The organism is Streptomyces sp. NPDC127108 (assembly GCF_042677545.1).
GTDB lineage: Bacteria > Actinomycetota > Actinomycetes > Streptomycetales > Streptomycetaceae > Streptomyces.
The window spans coordinates 200,011-220,770 of sequence record NZ_JBHXTE010000001.1; the positions used below are offsets into that span (position 1 = coordinate 200,011).

Here is a 20,760-nt window from a genome sequence, read left to right on the forward strand (position 1 = left end):
GCGGGGTGATCCCGCGGTGGCGGGGTTCACCAGTAGTTCGGCAGGTGGTAGCGGTGGGTGTTGGTGGCGTGCCACTCGTGGTTGCCCGCCACCCAGACGGCGAGGCCCCTGGCGTAGCGCTCGACGAGGGGTGAGGTGGCCGCCAGGGCCGCGGACTCCTCCTCGAAGGCCGCCATCACCTCGTTGTGGATCTCCACGGCCTTCAGGTACGCCGCTTTCAGGCCGCAGCGTTCGTTGGCCGCGATGGCCTGGGGCAGATTCAGATGGGTGGGGTCGCCTGCCAGCTCCTTGGTGAAGGAGTACAGGTCGTTGACGATGGTCGTGGCGTTGCAGGCGAGCACGGTGATCCGCTGGATCTCCGGCCGGGCGTAGACCGGCTCGGGCAGTTCGTAGCCGTCCACGGCGTCGACGATCGACAGACAGGGTCGGAAGTTGTTGAACTGCCGCATCACCAGGTACTCCCACACCTGGGGCACGTACCGGGTCTCGGCCCAGGCGGCCTCGCCGAGGTAGCCGAGGTGCAGCCGGGCGATGTCGTGCACGAAGCGGTCGCTCTGGCTGGGCGTGGCGAAGGCCGCGAAGTCCTTCATGGCCAGGTGGTACGAGCGGAGCGGCCCGTCGGCCTGGACGCCGCGGCGCCACTGCGCCTCCACTTCGCGGGCGCCGTGGAACGGGTCGATCGCGGCCTGGGCCAGGACGAGCCGGCCGCCGAGGCCGCGCGGGGTGCCGCCCTTGCCCTCGTCCGCCTCGCAGTAGCAGTTGTCGATGAGGTTCTCGGCGAGCAGCAGCTTGCCAGCGACCATGAGGCGCTCCACGTCCAGTGCGCCCGGATGCTGGAGCACCACGGCCCGGCCGAACTGGAAGCCCGCGAAGTCCCCCTTCCACGCCGCGGGGAACAGGTCGTGCTCGTGCGCCCAGGCCTCCAGCCTGCGGTCGACCTCGGCGACCTTGCCGGGGTCCGCGGGCACGGCGGGCCGGTGGTGCAGGCCGGGGACCGGGCCGCCCCTGCGGGTGGCGCGCAGCGACCGGGCCGGGTTCGGCGGGCCCGGCGGCCGCCAGGGGGGCCGGGACGGCTGTTGCTCCGGCACGTGGGCCGTCGGGACCTCGGCCACGGGGGCCGGTGGCGGCGTCGGCACGCGGACCGGTGGCTCCGCCGGGGCGAGAGTCGTGGGTTCGCCGGACTCGGGCAGTGCGTTCACTCGGCGGACCGGCCGATCTGCACGTTCTCCAGGATCCCGGCGGCGTCGGGGACGAGGATGGCGAGCGAGTAGTAGGCGGTGACCAGATAGCGCATGATCGCGGCGTCGCTGATGCCCATGAACCGGACGTTCAGGCTCGGTTGGTACTCCTCGGGAATGCCCGTCTGGTGCAGGCCCACGACGCCCTGGTCGGCCTCGCCCGTGCGCAGCGCGATGATGCTGGTGGTGTGCTCCTCGCTGATCGGGATCTTGCCGCACGGGAACAGCGGCACGCCCCGCCACGCGGGCACCTCGTGCCCGTCGACGGTGGCCGTGCCCGGCACGAGGCCGCGCTTGTTGCACTGGCGGAAGAACGCCGCGATCGCCTTCGGGTGGGCCAGGAACAGCTTGGTCTTGCGGCGCATGGCGAGGAGTTCGTCGAGGTCGTCGGGTGTGGGCGGTCCTGTGTAGGTGCTGATGCGCTGGCCGTAGTCGACGCTGTGCAGGAGCCCGAACTCGCGGTTGTTGACCAGCTCCCACTCCTGGCGTTCGCGGATCTCCTCGATGGTCAGGCGGAGCTGCTGCTCGGTCTGGTCCATCGGGTTGTTGTAGAGGTCGGCGACCCGGGTGTGGATGCGCAACACCGTCTGGGTGAGCGACAGTTCGTACTCACGCGGGGAGAGTTCGTAGTCGACGTAGCCGCCGGAGAGCGTGGGTTCCCCGTGGTGCCCCGCCTGCATGGGGACGTCGGCCTCGCCCTTGCGGTTCATGGGCTTGCTCTGCTGCTGCCCGTACGCGTCCAGGTGCGCCGCGAGGGAGGGGGCGCCCTCCACGATCTGCTGCAGGGAGTCCCAGGGCAGCACAAGGACGACGCCGGGGGTCTCGGCCCGCACCGAGCTGAGCCACAGCGGGTCGGCCCTGCCGACGGCCTCGTCTCCCATCTGATCGCCGTCGGTGACGACGCCGATGACTTCCTCCTCGCCGAACTTGCCGGTGGCGTAGCGGGTGAAGCGGCCGTGCACGACGAGGTAGGTCTCGGTGACGGGCTGTCCGGCGTCGAAGAGCACCTCGCCGACGCGCACCTGCCGCACCCGCAGCCGGGAGGCGATCGTCTTGAGGACGCCGGTGTCGGAGTAGCCGCGCAGGACGGGCAGTTCGGTGAGGGTCTCGGGGATGACCTTGATGTCGTCGGCGCCGTTCTGCTCGAACTGCACACGCCCCCGGCCGACCTTGAGCTGGAGCCGCCGGTTGACCCGATAGGTGCCGCCCCTGACGTCCGTCCACGGGAGCATCTTGAGCAGCCATCGCGAGGTGATGGCCTGCATCTGGGGTTCGGACTTGGTGGTCGTGGAGAGCTGGCGCGCCGCGAGGGTACTGAGGCTGGTGCGCTGTGCCTCGGCGGCGGTCTCGTCGCCTTCTTCGGTGCTGGGTCCGGCAGCGCTTTCGGACGTGGTCACATTGCCTCCCTGTACGTGAACGGACATGAGCGGAGGTGCGTGGACGGACATGCGCGCACGGGTGGACGAACGCGTGCGCGGGTGCGTCGACAGACGTGCGTGCAGGCGTGTGCGGCGGGCGCGTGGCCGCGGTGGACGCCTACGGGTGTACGTGGACGTGCCCAGGCGGACGCGGGCACGCGTGAGCGCGCGCCGGTCCGTGTGGACGGCGTGTGCGGGTGGTGGGGTGACGCGGCCGCAACTGACGCCCCCTGGACCACATCAGGGTCCTCCAGGGGCCATGAGCACGACTCGAGCGTGACTTCAGAGCGGCTGCGCGATCACCGGTCGCGGTGATCGGCTGCGGTACGGGGGTGAGTTCGGGGACACCGGTGTGGTCTTCGGGCGACTGCGGTCAGGGACAAGTTCCGGGAAGCTCGGCGCCGGGGTGACAGCGTCGTGACAGTGTGTGCGGCCGAGAAGTGCGGGCTGCACGAGCTGCATGGGCTAGCCAAACAGTCCCGGGAGGCAGCGGGGAACCCCGCACGGACGGCGGTCGGACGCAGAGGGTGGTGCGGATCGCCCGGAAGGGCGCGCCCTGGAATGGCGAACGCCCCCGCGCCGGTCCTCCGACTCCGTGCGCCGGGCGTGGCAGGCACACGGGAGCCGTGGACGACGGGAGGGCGTGTGCCTCCTGTGCTGCGGTCGAGGTGAGGGGCAGCGCCCCAGGATCGGCAGGTTGGGGGGCAGCGCCCCAGCGTCGGCCAGGCCGAGGTCAGCGCCCCAGCGTCGGCAGGTAGCGCGGAGCCCGCCAGGCGTTCAGGCGCTGCTCCACCGCCGCCCCGAGCGAGAGCAGTTCGGCGTCCTGGCGGTCGCCCGCCATCAGGAGCAGACCGACCGGCAGTTTGTTCACCTGGCCCGCGGGCACCGAGAGGGACGGGTATCCGGAGACGGCCGCGGGCGTGGAGGACGGGATGACGTCGTTGTCCCCCCGGGCGCAGTCCGTCGTCCAGGCGGGCGGGTTCGTGGGCGCGGCGATGGCGTCGAGGTCGTGGGCGGCCATGGTCTCGTCCAGCGAACGCCCGGAGAGGTCCTTCAACTCGGCCCGCATGGCACGGTACTTGGGGTCGGTGGTGGGCGGCGCCGCGAGGGCCTGTTCGAAGAGTTCCTGCCCGGCGAAGCAGGTCTGCTCGGCGGGGTGGGTGCGGTTGAACTCGATGAGCGCGGCGAGGTCGCGGGGGCCCTTGCGGGTGCCGAGGTAGGCGTCGATGTCGCGGTGGAACTCGCTGAGGAGCGCCGGGAACTCGAGTTCGGCGAGCCGCTCCTGGTACGGGGGCTTCACCTCGACGACCACGGCCCCGGCGGCACGCAGCTTCCGTGCGGTCCGGGTCATCACGGCGTCGACCTCAGGGCCGAGCGAGGGCAGCCGCCACAGCCCGATGCGCTTGCCGCGCAGGCCGCCGTCGCGCGTTTCGCCGTCGCTGAGCCGGCCGAGCGCGCCGCCCAGGCGGGGCGTGTCGTCGCCGGAGAGCACCGACAGGGTGAGCGCGGTGTCGACCACGTTGCGCGCCATGGGGCCCGCCGTGTCCTGTTCGGCGGAGATCGGTACGACGCCGCTCTGGCTCACCAGGCCGAGACTCGGCTTGTGGCCGACCACGCCGTTCATCCCGGCCGGGCACACGATGGAGCCGTCCGTCTCGGTGCCGATGGCCACCTGGGACAGCGAGGCGGCGAGCGCGGCGGCCGACCCGGAGGACGAGCCGCAGGGGTTGCGGTCGAGGACGAAGGGGTTGTGGGTCTGGCCGCCCACCGCCGACCACCCCGATGTGGGCTTGGCCGCCCGGAAGTTGGCCCATTCGGACAGGTTGGTCTTGCCCAGGATGACCGCGCCCGCGTCCCGCAGCCTGGTCACGAGGGCGGCGTCGGTGCCGGGCGGGCTGCCGGCCAGGGCGAGGGACCCGGCGGTCGTCGGCATGTCGCGGGTGTTCACGTTGTCCTTGAGCAGCACGGGGATGCCGTCGAGCGGGCCGAGGGCACGGCCGTGGCGGTGCCGGGTGTCGCTGGCGGCAGCCTGCCGCAGCGCCTTCGGGTTGGTGCGCAGGACCGCGTGGATCTTGGGGTCGACGGTCTTGATCCGCCGCAGATAGGCACGGGTGAGTGCGGACGAGGTCAGCGAACCGTCGTCCATGCGCGCCTGCAGCTGCGGGATCGTCACGGTGTCCAGGTAGCGGTCGGGTACGTCGGCGGAACCGGCCCCGTCCGCGCGGGACGAGCCCGTCGGCGCCGGGTCGTCGGCGCCCGGCGCGGCGGCCTCCGCCCGTGGGTTCGGCGTGCCCGTGAGCAGGGCTCCCGCGGCGATGACAGCGATCAGTGAAGCAATGCTCCTCTTCCCCATGGGGGTTAGGTGACTACACGGGCCCCATCCGGCGCAAGGGTGCCGGGCCGCACCCCTCGTCACTCGGCCATCGCACGCCTGCCCCATCGGCCACGTCCTGCCCTTCGGGCCCACCCGCACGCGCCTAGACTCGGCGGATGGCCAAGTACTTCGACGTGCACCCCGAGAACCCGCAGCGGCGCACCATCACCACCGTCGCGGACAGCATCCGGTCCGGCGCGCTCATCGCGTACCCGACGGACTCCTGCTACGCGCTGGGGTGTCAGCTGGGCAACCGTGACGGCATCAGCCGCATCCGCTCGATCCGCAACCTCGACGACCGTCATCACTTCACGCTGGTGTGCCAGACCTTCGCGCAGCTCGGCGAGTTCGTGCACATCGACAACGACGTGTTCCGCGCGATCAAGGCGGCGACGCCCGGCAGTTACACCTTCATCCTGCCCGCGACGAAGGAGGTGCCGCGCCAGCTTCTGCACCCGAAGAAGAAGACGGTCGGCGTCCGCATCCCCGATCACGTCATCACCCAGACGCTCCTCGCCGAGCTGGGCGAGCCGCTGCTCTCCAGCACCCTGCTGCTGCCCGGCGAGGAAGCGCCGATGACGCAGGGCTGGGAGATCAAGGAGCGCCTCGACCACGTCGTGGACGCCGTGCTCGACTCCGGCGACTGCGGCACGGAGCCGACGACGGTCATCGACTTCTCCGGCGGCGACATCGAGATCGTGCGCCGCGGAGCCGGGGACACCACGCGCTTCGAGTAGCGGGGGCCGGGGCGGACGGGGGCCGTGCGCGGGTCATCGGCGCGCGCGGAGGCAGGGTCGTCGAGCACACCCGCAGGTGGACAGTAGAATCGACGCCTGTGGCGGACACCCAGTACGAAGACCTGTTGACGTTGGTGCTCAGCTCCGGGACGGCCAAGGCCGACCGGACGGGCACCGGCACCCGAAGTGTCTTCGGACACCAATTGCGCTATGACCTCTCGCAGGGGTTTCCGCTGGTCACCACGAAGAAGGTGCACCTCAAGTCGATCGTGTACGAGCTGCTGTGGTTCCTGCGCGGCGACTCGAACGTCGGCTGGCTGCAGGAGCACGGCGTCAGCATCTGGGACGAGTGGGCCGACGCGGACGGCGAGCTCGGTCCGGTCTACGGCGTCCAGTGGCGTTCCTGGCCCACCCCGGACGGCAGGCACATCGACCAGATCAGCGAGGTCCTCGAGACGCTGCGCCGAGACCCGGACTCCCGCCGGATGATCGTCTCCGCCTGGAACGTCGCCGAGCTGCCCTCGATGGCGCTGGCGCCGTGCCACGCCTTCTTCCAGTTCTACGTGGCCGACGGCAAGCTCTCCTGCCAGCTGTACCAGCGCAGCGCGGACCTGTTCCTCGGCGTCCCGTTCAACATCGCCAGCTACGCCCTGCTCACGCACATGGTGGCGCAGCAGGTCGGCCTGGAGCCGGGTGACTTCATCTGGACCGGCGGCGACTGCCACATCTACGACAACCACGTCGAGCAGGTGACCGAGCAGCTCTCGCGGGCCCCGTTCGCGTTCCCCCAGCTGCGTCTGCGCCAGGCCGACTCGCTCTTCGACTACGCCTACTCCGACGTGGAAGTGGTCGGCTACCAGCACCACCCGGCCATCAAGGCCCCGGTCGCCGTATGAACGTCGGACTGATCTGGGCGCAGACCCTCGACGGCGTGATCGGCGCGGACAACGGCATCCCCTGGCGGCTGCCGGAGGACATGGCGCACTTCAAGGCCACCACCCTCGGCCACCCGGTGGTGATGGGGCGCAGGACCTGGGATTCGCTGCCCCCGCGGTTCCGTCCGCTGCCCGGCAGGCGCAACGTCGTGGTGACGCGCGATCCGCTCTGGGCGGCCGAGGGAGCGGAGCGCGCGGGGTCCATCACGGAGGCCCTGGAACGCGCGGCCGAGCCTTCGGCATCCGCTGCCCCCGCCACGGCGTGGGTGATGGGCGGCGGTGAGATCTACCGTGCGGCCCTGGAGTACGCCACGACGCTCTCGGTGACCGAGGTCGACACGACGGTGACGGGTGATACGTACGCCCCGGCCCTGGGCCCGGAGTGGAAAGTCACCGAGGACAAAGGCTGGCAGACCTCCACAACCGGTCTGCGCTATCGCATCCGCAGATACACCAAGTAACTGCCGAATCACCACCGGATCAATTACCGGCACACCGGTCTGATCAATTTCTGATCCATTGCCGAAACGGCTTCGACGCTCAAATACACTGGTCAGATTCCGGTTGGGGACTCCGGTTTACCAGTAAGCCCTGATCGCTTTCCGTCCAACCCTTGACAAACCTTTCAGCAGGCCGAAACCATGGTGAATCTTGCTGGCTAGGAGTGAGCCAGGGGAGGCCGTGAATGACCATCACGGAACAACCGTCGACGGCGCGACTCGAAGCTGATCTCTTCTTGTTGCACGCACCCAGCGTGTATGAATTCCGCGAGCGCGACGACATGCTGTTCGCGTATCTCAGTGACAGCGACAGCGTCAATGTCACCTCGGTCTACGAGATTTATCCCATCGGCTGGTTCTCGATAAAGCAGCGCCTTGCCGACTGCGGATTCGAGACGAAAATCGTCAATGTCGCCTCGTTGATGCTCCTGCATCCCGAACTGGACGTGAAACGACTGCTCGCCCGGTTCGAGGCGCCGATCTTCGGGTTCGACCTGCACTGGATGGCGCACTGTCACGGCTCGGTCGAGCTCGCGGCCGTCGTGAAGGAAGTGCACCCCGAGGCGCTCACGATCTTCGGCGGCATCTCGGCGACGTACTACGCCGACCAGCTCATCGCGTACCCGAGCGTCGACGTCGTCGTCCAGGGATACGACACCCTCGACCCGGTGGCCGAACTCGTCACCCGGGTCCGGCGGGGCGACAGGGACTTCCGCTCCATCCCGAACCTGCTGTACAAGGTCGACGGCGAGGTCCGGGCCACCGGCTTCTCGCACACGCCGGACAGCAACTACAACAACGTCCGCAACGACTGGTCGTACTACCGCGAGGCGCCCGACGGCGGGCCTTCGGCGTCCAAGCTCATCATGACCCTGCCCAACACCGGATGCGCGCACGACTGCGGCTGGTGCGGCGGATCGCGGTTCGCCTACCGCAACATCATGGGTGTCCGCAGGACGCTGGTGCAGAAGGACAACGACCTCGTCGTCGAAGAGCTCCGCACCATGCGAGAGGCCGCCAAGCGCACCTCGATCTACGCGCTCCAGTGTTACTCCGAGAACCGCACGCGGATGCACCAGTATCTGGACGCGGTGAAGGAACTCGGCTACAAGAGCGTCCACTTCGAGCAGTTCAGCCTGACGCCCGACGACATTCTCAAGAAGATGGGCGAGTCGACGGACTCCTACATCATGCTCTCCCCGGAGTCCCACGACCTGAAGATCAGCAAGGCGGCCGGGCGCGGGAACTACACCATGGAACAGATGGAGGAATGGATACCACGCGCCCTGGACGCGGGCGTGAAAGGCATCATGATCTGGTTCTTCATCGGCATGCCCCACCAGGACCGACAGTCGGTCCTCGACACGATCGCGTACTCCGAACGACTCATACGCAAGTTCGGCGGGTGGGCCGCCCTTCCGCTCATCTGCCCCATGGTGCCGTTCCTCGACCCGGGCTCCCAGTTCTTCGAAGAACCCGAAAAACACGGATACCGCATCCACCACCGCACCCTGGAAGAACACCGCCAGGCCATGGTCGAACCCCTCTGGTACCGGCGGCTGAACTACGAGACACGGTGGCTGGACAGGCGCCAGCTGCAGGACGTCTCCTATGAGGCGATCACCCGCCTGGTGGAGATCAAGGGTGAGTACGGAGTCCTCCCGACCGGGTTCTGCAAGGCCGTCCTCAGGACCATCGAGGAGACCCGGGAACTGCTCGCGGAAATGGAACGCGCACTGCTCCTCGACCAGAAACTCCCGGCCGACCTCCGCGACGAGATCCTGCGCTACAACCGCAAGGTCCTCGCCTACACCAACGACCAGATCATGCCCGTCCCCCGGCCGCTCGGCGGCCGCTGGTTCGACGACGCGACCGTCCCGCCCGGGATGATCGAGGACATCCTGACGTCGTCGGCCGCCTCGTCCCCCGTCCGCGGTGCCTAGCCGGTGCGCAGGAGGTCCAGGTGCGGATTGCTGTGATCGGTGGTGGTCCCGGTGGGCTCTACTTCAGCGCGTTGGCCCGTCAGCTCGACCCCACGCACGAGATCACCGTCTGGGAGCGCAACGCACCCGACGAGACGTTCGGGTTCGGCGTGGTCCTCTCCGACCAGGCACTGAGCGGAATCGAGCACGCCGATCCGGCCGTCCTGTCCGAGATGCGGCCGCTGCTCGTCCGGTGGGACGACATCGATGTGCACTACCGCGGCACCACCTTCACGGCGGGCGGCAACGGCTTCGCCGCGCTGAGCCGCGCCGGACTGCTCCTGACCCTGCAGCGGCGCTGCGCCCGGCTCGGCGTTCTCGTGCACTACGGCAGCGCGATCACCGACGTCGACGCCCTCGCCGCCGACCACGACCTCGTGGTGGCCGCCGACGGGGCCAACTCCCTCATCCGGGACCGGTACGCCGAAACCTTCCGACCCACGGTGCGCACCGGGGCCTGCCGGTACATCTGGCTGGGCACCGACCTGGAACTCGACGCGTTCACGTTCCACGTCGTGGACACGCCGGGCGGGGCCGCGCAGGTGCACGCCTATCCCGACTCCCGTCACGCCAGCACCCTGATCCTGGAACTCTCCGAGAACGCCTGGCAGGCGGCCGGGTTCGCCACTGCCGCTCCCCCACAGCTCGCGCCGGGAGAGAGCGACGAACGGTCGATCGGCATGATCGCCGAACTGTGCAAGGACATCCTCAACGGGCAGAAGCTGTACGGGAACAACTCGCGCTGGCTGCGCTTTCCCACGGTGCGGTGCGCTGCCTGGCGGCACGGCAACGTCGTACTGATCGGTGACGCCGCGCACACGGCGCACTTCTCCATCGGCTCGGGCACCAAGCTCGCCATGGAGGACGCGCTGGCCCTGGCCACCAGCCTGCGGGAGCAGCCGAGCACGGAAGCGGCCCTGGCCGCGTACGAGGCCGAGCGCCGCCCGGCGGTCGCCTCCCTCCAACGCGCGGCGCAGGCCAGCCGGGAGTGGTTCGAGAACGTCGACCACTACACCCACCAGGAGCCACAGCAGTTCGCGGTGAACCTCCTGACCCGCAGCCGCCGGGTCTCCTACACCGGCCTGCGCCGACGCGACCCCGCGTTCACCGCCCGGGCCGAGCGGTGGTTCGCCGGCGCGGCGGGCGGCGAGGCGGGCCCGCCCATGCTCCAGCCGTTCAGGCTCGGCCGCCTGGAGCTGGTCAACCGCGTCGTGGTCTCCCCCGACGCGACGGTCCCGACCCGCGACGGTGTGCCGGGGGACCTGCAGCTCGTGCACCTGGGCGGCGCGGCGCTCGGCGGGGCGGGCCTGGTGATGACCGGGCCGGTGGCCGTCTCCGCCGCGGGGGCGGTCGGGTGGCGGCGGGTGGTGGATTTCGTGCACGCGAACTCACCGGCGAAGGTCGGCGTACGACTGGGCCACCACAGCCCTGACGGCATTGCCAAGCCCCTGAACGAACTGTGCCGCGAGTTCGCCACCGCTGCCCGGCACGCCGCCACCGCCGGGTTCGACCTCCTGGAACTGGACTGCGCCCACGACAGCCCGCTCTCCTCCTCGGCATTCCTGTCCCCCTCGACCGCGCTTGAGGTGTTCGACGCGATCCGCGCCGCCTGGCCGGACGGACGGCCGCTCAGCCTCCGTGTCTCACCGGCGCGGTGGTGTCCCGACGGGGACGGAGTCGACGCGATGGCCGGGATCGCCAACGAGTTCGCCGCGCACGGCGCGACAGCGGTGCACGTCTCCACCGCGACGCAGGCCGACCGGGACGTGTACGCGGACCGGATCCGCAACCAGGCAGGGCGCAGAAGCGAGTTCGCCGTGATCGCGGCGGGCTCGATCGCCGCGTCCGACGTCGACACGATCGTGCTGGCCGGACGCGCGGACCTGTGCGTCGTCGACCAGCCAACCCCGAACTCCCCCTCGCGCTTCCTGCGCGGGACGCCGGATCGTGCTACTTCAAAAGAGTGGTCCTAGCGGAGGAGGATGCCGTGCTCCCTGTCGCAGATCTCGGCCTGCTGGCCGAAAGCGCCGCTGAACACCATGGTGACACCCCCCTGTGCGCGGACACGCCCTGGACCTCGGCGTGCCGCACCTCGAACACGGTGAGCGACTTCGCGGTCGTGGTCGCGGACTACGCCGACCGGTTATGGGGAGCCGGAATACGCCCCGGCACGGTCGTCGCGCTCGTCAAGGCCAACCACCTGGACATCCAGGCCATCCAGTGCGCCATCGTCCGCATCGGCGCGCTGCCCGCGCTGTTGTCGGTGAAGATGGAGTCGGCCGACCTCCTGCACTGTCTGGGGGAACTCGAGCAGCCCCACCTCCTGACCGATACCGACGGCGCCGCGGCCCTCCGCCCCCGGCAGGATCAGCTCGGCGAGATCGTGGCCGGCGTCCACACGCTCACGCCCGGAGCGGCGCTGGCAGGGGCGGTCGAACTCAGCGATCCGGCACCCCACCAGGTCACCCACCGCCCCGCCTCGGACCCGACCCTCATCACGCACTCGTCCGGCACCACCGGGAAACCCAAGCTCCTCGTGCACACGGTGGACTCCCTGTACGCCCACGTGGCGCCCCAGATCAACGTGGTGCGGCAGCTCGACTACGCCCGGATCAGCGCGAAGTGCCTGTCCTTCGTGCACGTACGCATGTCGACCGGGCTCCTCACGGCGCTCAACATGGGAGTGCCGTTCCTCGGCATCTCCTCCCCCGACCTGGACTCGGTGCGCGCGGCACTCCTGCGCCACCGGCCGCAGACCCTCGAAGCGCAGCCCAACATGTTCCTGCGCTGGGAAGCCCTGGCGCGCGAGACACCGAACCCGTTCGCCCCGGCGGAGCGCTACATCAGCAGTTTCGACGCGCTGCACCCCCGGACGCTGCGAACGCTCCTCGAAGCGACGGACCATCCCGACCCGACCTTCATCCAGGCCTACGGGCAGACCGAGACCGGCCCGGTCACGCTGCTGATGACCACGCGGTCCGACATCCGGGAACCGGGACGGCTCGACTCCCGTGACGTGGGAGTGGCGTTCCCCGGCATGGAGATCCGGATCGTGGACGACACCGGGGCGGTGCTCCCGCCCGGCACACCCGGACAGATCGAGGTGCGCACCCCCGCCCGCGCCGAATCGATGATCGGCCGCCCGCCGCTGCCCGGCCGTGACAGCTGGTGGCCCATGGCCGACATCGGCATGCTCCGCCCGGACGGGCACCTGGAGCTGTACGACCGGCAGGTGGACCAGGTCCCCGGCGTGCCCAGCACCCTGCGTGCCGAGGACATCCTGCTCGACGAACTGCCCGACGTGGCCGAGGTCGTGATCGTCGCCGGGGACGGGTCGGTCATGGCGGTGGCGGCCACGGCGGACGGCAAACCGATCGACGAGGACCGCTGGCAGCAAGCCCGCGACAAGGCGGGTCTGCCCAAGGACACCAGGGTCGACTACCGGTCGTGGGAGGAGTTTCCGCTCACCGGCACGATGAAGGTCCGACGTCATCGGCTGCTCTCGCCCGGACCCTCGGATGAGTGACTCCGCCACGTCGGCGGCACCGGTCTCCCCACGGTTCCTGCCTGCGGAGAGAAACGCCACCGCGCTCGTGCTCGGCGCCGCCTTCATGCTGCTCGCCGACACCTCCATCGTGAACGTCGCCATGCCGAGCCTGCAGCGCGACCTCGGGGCCGATGTCCCCGAGGTGCAGTTGGTGGTCGCGGGCTATGTCGTCGCGTACGCGGTGATGCTCATCACCGGCGGCCGCCTCGGCGACCTGTACGGCCGACGGCGCATGTTCATGATCGGCGCCGCGTCCTTCACCCTGGCGAGCCTCGCCTGCGGCCTCGCGCAGGAGCCGGGCCAGCTCATCGCCGCCCGGGTGTGGCAGGGCCTCTCCGCGTCCGTGCTGTATCCGCAGGTCATCGCGACCCTGCACATCGCGGTGGCGGCGGCACGGCGAGGGCGGGCGTTCGCGCTGCTCGGCGCGGTGGTCAGCGGCGCCACGATCGCGGGGCCGATCATCGCCGGGCTGCTCATCGCCGCGGACGTCGCCGGGTCCCAGTGGCGCCCGATCTTCCTCGTCAACGTCCCCGTCGGCATCGTCCTGATCGCGTTGGCGCCCCGGATGGTGCCGGCGGACAAAGGGCTGCGTCGGCGGCTCGACCACGCGGGCTCGCTGACCGTCGTCCTGCTGCTCGTCGCGCTGTTGGTGCCGCTCACGATCGGCCGTGACCAGGGCTGGCCGCTGTGGGGGTGGCTGCTGCTCCTGTGCGCGCCGGTGCTGCTCGTCGTTTTTCTCCGGCTCGAGTCGGCGCTGGAACGGCAGGGGAGGTTTCCGCTGCTGCGGCCGGGGCTGTGGAGTGATCCGGTTTTCCGCCTCGCCATGGCCCTGTTCCTCGTCTACTTCTCCGCGGTCGTGCCGTTCTTCCTCTATTTCTCCATCACGCTTCAGTACGGCCTCGGTTACGGGGCGCTCGCGACGGCCGCGGCGATGGCTCCGTACGCGGTGGGCAGCACGATCACGTCGTTGTGGTCGGCGCGCGTCGTGGCCCGACTCACCGCGCCCCGCACCCTTCTCGTCGGCTGTGCCATCTGTGTCGTCGGCAGCGCTTTGATGATCGCCACCCTCGCCTTGAACACCTCGGGGCGGAATCTCGGGTGGGCAATGGCGCCGACGATGGTGTTCACGGGACTCGGGCTCGGTCTGGTGCTCGGGCCGTTGCTGAACTTCGTCATGGCCCGAGTTCGCCATGACGATTCCGGAGCGGTGTCGGGGGCGCTCTCCACCGCGCAGCAACTCGGTTCCTCTCTGGGCGTGGCCCTGATCGGCCTCGCGTTCTTCCGGGGGTTCCACGGAAATCTGACGGACCTCGACTATCCGCAGCTGCGGACCAACATGATGCTCGGGCTCGTCGTGGTGGTGACGGCTTTCACCCTCTCGTCCGCGCTCGTGTGGCTCATCGCGCGCGACAGCCGCGCGGGCCGGGACAGTCCGGCCTCATGACAGAAGGAAGAGGAGTGCGTGTGGACGGATCCTCGCCGTCGGGTGCCGTGACGATGCGGCAGAAGATGCTCGACGTGATAGCCGCGGGCACCACCCCGGTGCCGCCCTATGTGGCACGTCTGTGCCTGCGGGTCGTCGCGATGGAATGGCGATCGGGGTTCGTCGCGGTCACCTTCCACATTCCCGATGAGCTCTGCGTGGAGCCGAACGTGGCCTTCGGCGGCCATGTCGCCGGCATCCATGACCAGGCCGCCGGATTCGCCCTGTTCAGCGTTCTGGAGGACGACATGGTGTTCGCCACGACCCAGTTGAACGTGACGTACCTGACGATGACGCGCCCCGGAGACGTGTGCGCCGAAGCCAGGCTCGACTCGATGGACGAGCGCTCCGTCGAGGTCCGCGTCTCGCTCTCGCAGGACGGCAGGGTGACGAGCGAGTCCGTCGTCACCGAAGCGATCAGAAGAGCCAAGAGATGACCAGGGTGCCCGTGCGCACCCAGCTGCCCGGACTGGCGCCCATGCGCTCCGATGACGAAGCGGCGAAGGAGACGAGAATGCCGTGTTGACCGACCGGGATGTGCAGGAGTTGGTGGCGGGCGTCCTGGAGCTCGACGTCGCCGATGTCGGGATCGACAAGTCGTTCTACGTGGACCTGGAGATGGACTCCCTCCACAAGGCGGAGTTCGTCGTGGCCCTCGAACGTGCCACCGGAACGGAGTTCGCCCCCGCGGACGCCGCGGAGATGGACAGTGTCGGGGACGTGATGCGGCTGCTTCGCGACCGGCACCGGGTGCAATGAATCCCGGCACCGGCATCGTGAACCCGGTCGAGCTGCTGCTGCTCGGCCATCCCGGCAGTCGGCGCTGCGCCGTGGACCGCCGGGTCGGAGAGGTCGCCTACGCCGGCATGCGGGACGCGGTGACGGACTACGCCGGGGGCCTGCGGGCCGCCGGGGTGCGGCCCGGCTGCCGCGCGGTCGTCGTCTCCGACGACTGTGTCGCGGCCGTCACCGCCGTACTCGCCCTGTGGTGGCACGGGTGTGTGCCCATCGTGCTGCACCCGATGCTGCGGCCCGCGGAGGTCGGTTTCGTCGTACGGGACAGCGCGGCGGAGTTCGTCGAGCTGAACGTCACCCCGGCCCAGGAGGCGGCGCTGCGGGCCGAGTTGGGCGAGATCGACGTGGAGCGCCGGGCGGCCGGGCGCGTCGGGCCGCGCATCGGGCTCTGCCCCCGGTGCGCGGGGCAGGCTCCGCTGCCGCCGGCCCGCTTCCGCGAAACCGATGAGCTGCTGGTGCAGTACACCTCCGGCAGCACCGGCAGGCCCCGGGGCGTACGGCACTGTCTGCGGGCGGTGCGCGCCGTCCTGCGCGGCGTCGGCAGCATGCTGGCGCTCACTCCGGACGACGTCGTCCTGTCCACAGCGAAGCTGTCGTTCGGGTACGGATTCGGGAACTCGCTGCTGTACCCGTACGCGGCGGGCGCGAGTTCGGTGCTGCTCGACGGGCAGGCGGACCCCTACAGCGTGGCGGCGGCCCTGGAGACCCACCGGCCGACCGTGCTGTTCTCCGTGCCCCGCCTCTACGCGGGCCTGCTCGACCTCGCGGAGCAGGGCAAGGCGGTCGACACCGGCTCGCTGCGCCTGGCCGTGGCCACCGGTGAGCAGTTGCCGGACCGACTGGCCGCCCGTATCACCGAGGCGTTCGACGTGCCGCTGCTCAACGGGTTCGGCGCGACCGAGGTCCTGCACACGGTCGTGGCGGCCGCCGTGGGACAGGGCGGGCCCGCCGGTCCCGGATCGATCGGCTTCCCGGTTCCCGGGGTGACGGCGACCGTCCGCGACGACGACGGCCGACCGGTCGCCGACGGGATCCCCGGCCGCCTGCACCTCACCACGGAGTCGGCAGCGCTCGGTTACCTGGATCGGCCCGAGGACACCGCCCGCGCGTTCGCCGACGGCGGCGTCTACACGGGCGACATCGCCTTCCGCGCGCCCGGCGGCGACCTCTGCCACGTCGGCCGCGCCGACGACATGCTCCTGCTCGGCGGCTACAAGATCGCACCGGCCGAGATCGAGCAGGTGGTCCGGAAGACCGCCCAGGTCGCGGACTGCGCGGTCGTGGGCGGCACGGACACCACCGGGCTCGCACAGGCCACGGTGTACGTCGTGGCGCGGGACCCGGCCCAGCCGGACGAGGTCCGCAAGGCGGTGCGGGCGACGCTGCGTGCCGAGTTGGCGCCGTACAAGAGGCCGTCCTTGGTCGAGGTCATCGACCGGCTTCCCGTCACCGCCAACGGCAAGCTCGCCCGCTTCCGGCTGCGCCACCGGCCGGGCGGCCCCGGGAGCGGTCCGGAGGGCGGGACATGAGCTGGGAGATCAGCGGCATGAGCGCGATCTGCGCGCTCGGCGACACCGTCGCCGCCATCCATGGCGCCCTGTGCTCCGGGCGGTCCGGCCCGGCGCCGCTGTCCACGTTCGACACGTCCAAGTACCGCGCGGGCGCGGCGTACGAAGTGCCGGACCGGGCGCGCCCCGGTGTGGACGAGCCGCTCCGGGCGACCCGCTGGCTCGTCCGCGTCGTTGGGGAGGCCCTGGCCGACGCGGGCCTGCCGGAGCCGGAGCCCGGGCTCCCTGTCCTTGTCGGGACCACGCACCGGGAGCTGCGGACGGCCGAACTCTGGTGGCGGCACGACGGCGCGCTCTCCCCCGCGGATCTGCACTTCACCTCGGCTCTGCGCGCCGCGTTCGGCCTGTCCAACGTGCACACGATCGCCAGCGCCTGCGCGGCCTCGCTGTACGGCCTGGGGATGGCCACGGACCTGATCGCCCTGGGGGAAGCGGACACCGTGGTGGTGGCGGGCACCGACTCCATCACCGAGAGCTCGTTCGGCGGGTTCGACCGGATCCAGTTCCCGCCGCCGGACACGATCCGCGCGTTCGACCGGTCCCGGCGCGGCATGATCATGGGCGAGGGCGCGGTGGCGGTGGTGCTGCGGCGCGCCGGTGCGCACCCCGGCCGCGTCCACGGCCTGGTCCGGGGCGTGGGCATGAACTGCGACGCGTCCCATCCGACGGCGCCGGACGCCGCGGGCATCGTCCGCGCGATCGAGGAGGCGCACGAGCGCGCGTCGGTCGCCCCTGAGGACGTCGACCTGGTGATCGTGCACGGCAGCGGGACCCTGCAGAGCGACCTGGCCGAGGCGGTCGCGCTCAGGGACGTGTTCAAGGCCGCCGATCCCGGCCCGCTCGTCACCGCGATCAAAGGCGGCATGGGTCATGTCTCCGGCGGCGCCGGGCTGTTGAACCTCGTCGTGGCCCTGGAGGCGATGCGTTCCCGGACCGTGCCCCCGATCAGCGATCTCGCCGATCCGATCGAGGAGGCACGCGAGTTGCGGATCGTGTCCGGCCGACCCGCCACCGGTCCGTTCGCCACCGCGCAGGTGCACGCCGTCGGCATGGGCGGCATCAACGCCGTGGCGATCGTGGAAGGGGTCTCGCGGTGAGTGCTCGGGCGAGCGTGCGGACCGCTGTCACCGGTGTGGGCTGGGCGGTGGCGGGGCCCGATTTCGACCCCGTGACCGCGCTGGCGGGGCGGGGCATGCGGCACAAGGACCGGTCGTCGCGGTTCGCGGTGCGGGCGGCGCAGCGGGCCCTCGCGGACGCGGGCCTGCTCGGCGCGCCGGAGCTCCGCGGTGCGGCGGTGGTCGTCTCCAGCAACTTCGGGAACCTGGACCCGGTGTGCGACACCGTCACGACGCTCGCCGCGAGCGGCAGTACGGACATCAGCCCGATGCGGGTGCCACAGCTGTCGAGCGCCGTCTCCGCGGCCTGGGTGGCTCTCGATCACGGGATGGGCGGCCCGAATCTGACGCTGTGCAACGGCGCTTCGAGCGGGCTCGACGCGGTGGCCGCGGCGCGGAACCTGATCGCGGCGGGCCGCGCCACGGCAGCACTGGTGATCGGCGTGGAACCCGACAGTCCGGCGGTGGCGAGACTGCACCAGGAGACCGCCGGTACGAGGTGGATCGACGGGGCCGTGGGCCTGGTGATCGAACCCGTGCGGCACGCCCTGCGCCGCGGGGTGCGGATCCGTGCGGAGATCGCCGGATACGGCAGGGCGGGCGACGAACGCTCCGCCGTCCGGGCAGCGGGGGCCACCGCGGTCCGGCGTCGGCTGGGCGGCGAGGCGAACGCACGGTTCGGGCGGTGCTCGGGCGCCCTGGGCGTGGTGCAGTGCGCGCTGGCCGTGGAGGGGCTCGAGGGTGAGGCGGTGCTCGCCGTCGCGGGCGCCGGGGCCGGGGAGAGCGACGGGACATCGGTCTCGGCACTGGTCCTCGCGCCCTCTCCGGGGAGGGACACATGAACACGTTCGACAACCACCGACGTGTCGTCATCACCGGCCTGGGCGCGATCTCTTGTCTGGGCACCGGCATCGCCGCGCACTGGGACGGCCTGCTCGCGGGCGGCGGGCAGCCCGCCGAAGTCCCGCTGCCGCACCTCCGCATGCGGACGACGAAGATGTATCTGGTCGACCGGGCGGACGTCCCCGCGAAACCGGCCGGGTACGCCGGGGTGGAGCTGGGCAGCAGCCCGCGCCTGGCGGTCGCCGCGGCCGAGCAGGCACTCGCCGACGCCGGTGTGGACCCCGGGGCGCGCGTCGACGTTCCCGTGGTGCTCGGGGTGGAGCTGGGCAACGCGGACATGCAGGAGATCCAGCGCAGCGCGGGCCGTGCGAAGTGGACGACGCTGACGCCCGCGGCCGCCGTCGTGGGAGCGGAGATCGGCTCGCGCGCGGCGCTGACCAGTGTGGGCAACGCCTGCTCGGCCAGTGGCTACGCGCTCACGATCGGCTTGGACATGATCCGTGCGGGTGAGGCGACCACGGTCCTCGTCGGCGGGGCCGAAGGCGTCACGCGGGCGGGGATCGGCGCCTTCAACCGCCTGGGGGCCGCGGATCCGGTGCGCTGTCGGCCGTTCGACCGGAACCGGGCGGGCACGATGTTCGGCGACGGCGCGGCCATGATCGTGCTGGAGGCGGCCGAGCACGCCCGGCAGCGTGGCGCCGAGCCGTACGCGGAGCTGGCCGGTGCGGCCTGGAGTTGCGACGCGTACCATCCGACGGCCCCCGATCCGTCGGGGGACCAAGTCGTCCGCGCGATGACCGAGGCGCTGGCGGACGCGGGGCTCAGCGGCTCCGATGTGGGCTGTGTCATTCCCCATGGGACGGGGACACCGCTCAACGACGTGGTGGAGAGCGAGGCGCTGCACCGGGTGTTCGGCGGGCGGACGCGGGAGCTGCCGCTGTTCTCGCTGAAGGCGATGATCGGTCACACGACCGGTGCGGCGGGCGCGTTCGCCTGCCTCACGGCGACGCTGATGCTGCGCCATCGGACGAGCCCGGCGAACACCCCGATCGACCAGGATCCGGAGTGCGACGTGTGGGTTCCGCAGGAGCGTGCGGTGCCGTTGGAGGCGCCCGCCGTCCTGGTCAATACGTACGCGTTCGGCGGCAACAACACGTCTCTCGTCGTCAGGGATGTCGTCGGGGGCGTTGCCGGGAAGGATGCGGAGGGGTCCCGTGTACATCGGTGAGCTGGCCGTCGTGGGCCTGGGGGTGGTGGCGCCGGGTGTCTCGGGGCCCGAGGGAGCGCTGGCTCCGGCCGGGGAGGTGGTGCCCGGCTGGTTCCGGGCGGAGGTCGCGCTGCCGGGGCGTGGCTATCGGCGGCTGCCCGACGCGTGCAAGTACCTGCTCGCCGCGTCGAGGCTGGCGGTCGCTGACGCCGGGGACCGGTTCGCGAAGACCGAGCGGAACCTCCGGGCGGCGACGGTGGCCGTCAACAACACCGGCGCCGCGCTGCTCGAGGAGTTGGACCACATCATCATGGGGGCGGGTGCCGAGGAGATGTCGCCGTCCAGCAGCCCCTTCATCGCCATGAGTTCGTTCGCCAGCCGCCTCTCGATCGAGCACGACATCACCGGCTTCAACCTCACCGTGAACTCCCCCGTCACCGCCGGTCTTGAGGCCCTGCAGATCGCGGCCCGTGCCGTCGCCGCGGGCCGGGCCCGGGCGGTTCTGGTGGGGGCGGTCGAGGAAGTGCTGTCCCCTGCCCAGTCGACGGGCCCGTGCTCGGAGGCGGGCGCCGCGGTGCTGCAGTGCGAGCCCGCCGCGGACGGAGACGCGCGCTACGGCACCTGCCGGGCGCGCGGCGCGTTCCTGGATCCCGGCGGTGCGGTGAGCGAAGTCGCCGGTGTCCTCGGGCCGTTGGTGGGCGACGACCCGCCGGGCCGGATCGACGCCGTCCTCGACGACTCCGCGGTGGGGACGGCCGCCGCCGGGTGGCTGGACCGGCTGAGCGGCGCGTGCGAGGTCGTCGTCGTGCCGTCCTCGGCGCAGGCCGGCTGCCTCGTCCCGCTGCGGCGCGTCCTGGGCCTGTTCGCGCAGGAGCACACGGTCCCCACCCGGCGCGCGGTCCTGGCGGCCTCCGCCCAGGGCACGGTCGCCTGGGCCGAGCTGACCGTCGCGCCCCACCGCGCCAGGGAGCACGACGTACGCACCGAACCGCGGGCCCGCGCCTGACCGTCCCGGCTC

Annotated in this window: 17 protein-coding genes; 14 read left to right on the forward strand and 3 right to left on the reverse strand. The window is 70.9% G+C overall.

The window, feature by feature from the left end; genetic code table 11:
- Positions 1–26: 26 nt before the first annotated feature.
- From ACFVHO_RS00845 to ACFVHO_RS00855, 3 genes are all read right to left on the reverse strand, one after another.
- Complete coding sequence (locus ACFVHO_RS00845; protein WP_385708608.1) at positions 27–1,088, reverse strand: family 2 encapsulin nanocompartment cargo protein terpene cyclase; 1,062 nt, start codon at positions 1,086–1,088, stop codon at positions 27–29.
- Between the two features lie 107 nt (positions 1,089–1,195).
- Positions 1,196–2,635 carry a family 2B encapsulin nanocompartment shell protein gene (locus ACFVHO_RS00850; protein ID WP_385708170.1) on the reverse strand — a complete coding sequence of 480 codons (1,440 nt, stop codon included), beginning with the start codon at positions 2,633–2,635 and terminating at the stop codon, positions 1,196–1,198.
- A gap of 754 nt (positions 2,636–3,389) precedes the next feature.
- A complete protein-coding gene (locus tag ACFVHO_RS00855; protein ID WP_385708173.1) occupies positions 3,390–5,009 on the reverse strand; it encodes an amidase in 1,620 nt (539 codons plus the stop codon).
- Between the two features lie 137 nt (positions 5,010–5,146).
- Here ACFVHO_RS00855 and ACFVHO_RS00860 point away from each other — a divergent pair, with 137 nt between their 5' ends.
- The 14 genes from ACFVHO_RS00860 to ACFVHO_RS00925 all read left to right on the forward strand — a co-directional run bounded on the left by ACFVHO_RS00860 (position 5,147) and on the right by ACFVHO_RS00925 (position 20,748).
- Entirely contained in the window at positions 5,147–5,767 is a 621-nt protein-coding gene (locus ACFVHO_RS00860) for an L-threonylcarbamoyladenylate synthase (protein ID WP_385708176.1), read from the forward strand.
- A gap of 98 nt (positions 5,768–5,865) precedes the next feature.
- The gene (locus ACFVHO_RS00865) at positions 5,866–6,663 is read left to right on the forward strand and encodes a thymidylate synthase (protein ID WP_385708179.1); all 798 of its coding nucleotides are present in this window, start codon (positions 5,866–5,868) and stop codon (positions 6,661–6,663) included.
- Positions 6,660–7,163, forward strand: a complete 504-nt coding sequence (locus ACFVHO_RS00870; protein ID WP_385708182.1) for a dihydrofolate reductase — start codon at positions 6,660–6,662, stop codon at positions 7,161–7,163. Before ACFVHO_RS00865 ends, ACFVHO_RS00870 begins: the two co-directional genes overlap by 4 nt.
- Positions 7,164–7,387: 224 nt before the next feature.
- A complete protein-coding gene (locus tag ACFVHO_RS00875; RefSeq protein ID WP_385708185.1) occupies positions 7,388–9,145 on the forward strand; it encodes a B12-binding domain-containing radical SAM protein in 1,758 nt (585 codons plus the stop codon).
- Between the two features lie 20 nt (positions 9,146–9,165).
- Positions 9,166–11,157: an FAD-dependent monooxygenase gene (locus ACFVHO_RS00880; protein ID WP_385708188.1), complete on the forward strand. Its 1,992-nt coding sequence runs from the start codon at positions 9,166–9,168 to the stop codon at positions 11,155–11,157.
- 14 nt (positions 11,158–11,171) lie between these two features.
- Positions 11,172–12,710 (forward strand): class I adenylate-forming enzyme family protein, encoded by a 1,539-nt coding sequence (locus ACFVHO_RS00885; protein ID WP_385708191.1) that lies wholly within the window; start codon positions 11,172–11,174, stop codon positions 12,708–12,710.
- Positions 12,703–14,175: an MFS transporter gene (locus tag ACFVHO_RS00890; protein ID WP_385708194.1), complete on the forward strand. Its 1,473-nt coding sequence runs from the start codon at positions 12,703–12,705 to the stop codon at positions 14,173–14,175. The genes ACFVHO_RS00885 and ACFVHO_RS00890 overlap by 8 nt, the downstream gene beginning before the upstream one ends.
- Before the next feature lie 20 nt (positions 14,176–14,195).
- A complete protein-coding gene (locus tag ACFVHO_RS00895; protein WP_385708197.1) occupies positions 14,196–14,651 on the forward strand; it encodes a PaaI family thioesterase in 456 nt (151 codons plus the stop codon).
- Positions 14,652–14,733: 82 nt separating this feature from the next.
- Complete coding sequence (locus tag ACFVHO_RS00900; RefSeq protein WP_385708200.1) at positions 14,734–14,973, forward strand: acyl carrier protein; 240 nt, start codon at positions 14,734–14,736, stop codon at positions 14,971–14,973.
- The gene (locus ACFVHO_RS00905) at positions 14,970–16,538 is read left to right on the forward strand and encodes a class I adenylate-forming enzyme family protein (protein WP_385708203.1); all 1,569 of its coding nucleotides are present in this window, start codon (positions 14,970–14,972) and stop codon (positions 16,536–16,538) included. The genes ACFVHO_RS00900 and ACFVHO_RS00905 overlap by 4 nt, the downstream gene beginning before the upstream one ends.
- A complete protein-coding gene (locus tag ACFVHO_RS00910) occupies positions 16,535–17,674 on the forward strand; it encodes a beta-ketoacyl-[acyl-carrier-protein] synthase family protein (protein WP_385708206.1) in 1,140 nt (379 codons plus the stop codon). Before ACFVHO_RS00905 ends, ACFVHO_RS00910 begins: the two co-directional genes overlap by 4 nt.
- On the forward strand, positions 17,671–18,534 hold the full coding sequence (locus tag ACFVHO_RS00915; protein ID WP_385708209.1) for a beta-ketoacyl synthase N-terminal-like domain-containing protein: 864 nt from the start codon (positions 17,671–17,673) through the stop codon (positions 18,532–18,534). Before ACFVHO_RS00910 ends, ACFVHO_RS00915 begins: the two co-directional genes overlap by 4 nt.
- The gene (locus tag ACFVHO_RS00920) at positions 18,531–19,763 is read left to right on the forward strand and encodes a beta-ketoacyl-[acyl-carrier-protein] synthase family protein (protein WP_385708212.1); all 1,233 of its coding nucleotides are present in this window, start codon (positions 18,531–18,533) and stop codon (positions 19,761–19,763) included. Before ACFVHO_RS00915 ends, ACFVHO_RS00920 begins: the two co-directional genes overlap by 4 nt.
- Complete coding sequence (locus ACFVHO_RS00925) at positions 19,750–20,748, forward strand: beta-ketoacyl synthase N-terminal-like domain-containing protein (RefSeq protein ID WP_385708214.1); 999 nt, start codon at positions 19,750–19,752, stop codon at positions 20,746–20,748. Before ACFVHO_RS00920 ends, ACFVHO_RS00925 begins: the two co-directional genes overlap by 14 nt.
- The last annotated feature ends 12 nt before the right edge of the window (positions 20,749–20,760 follow it).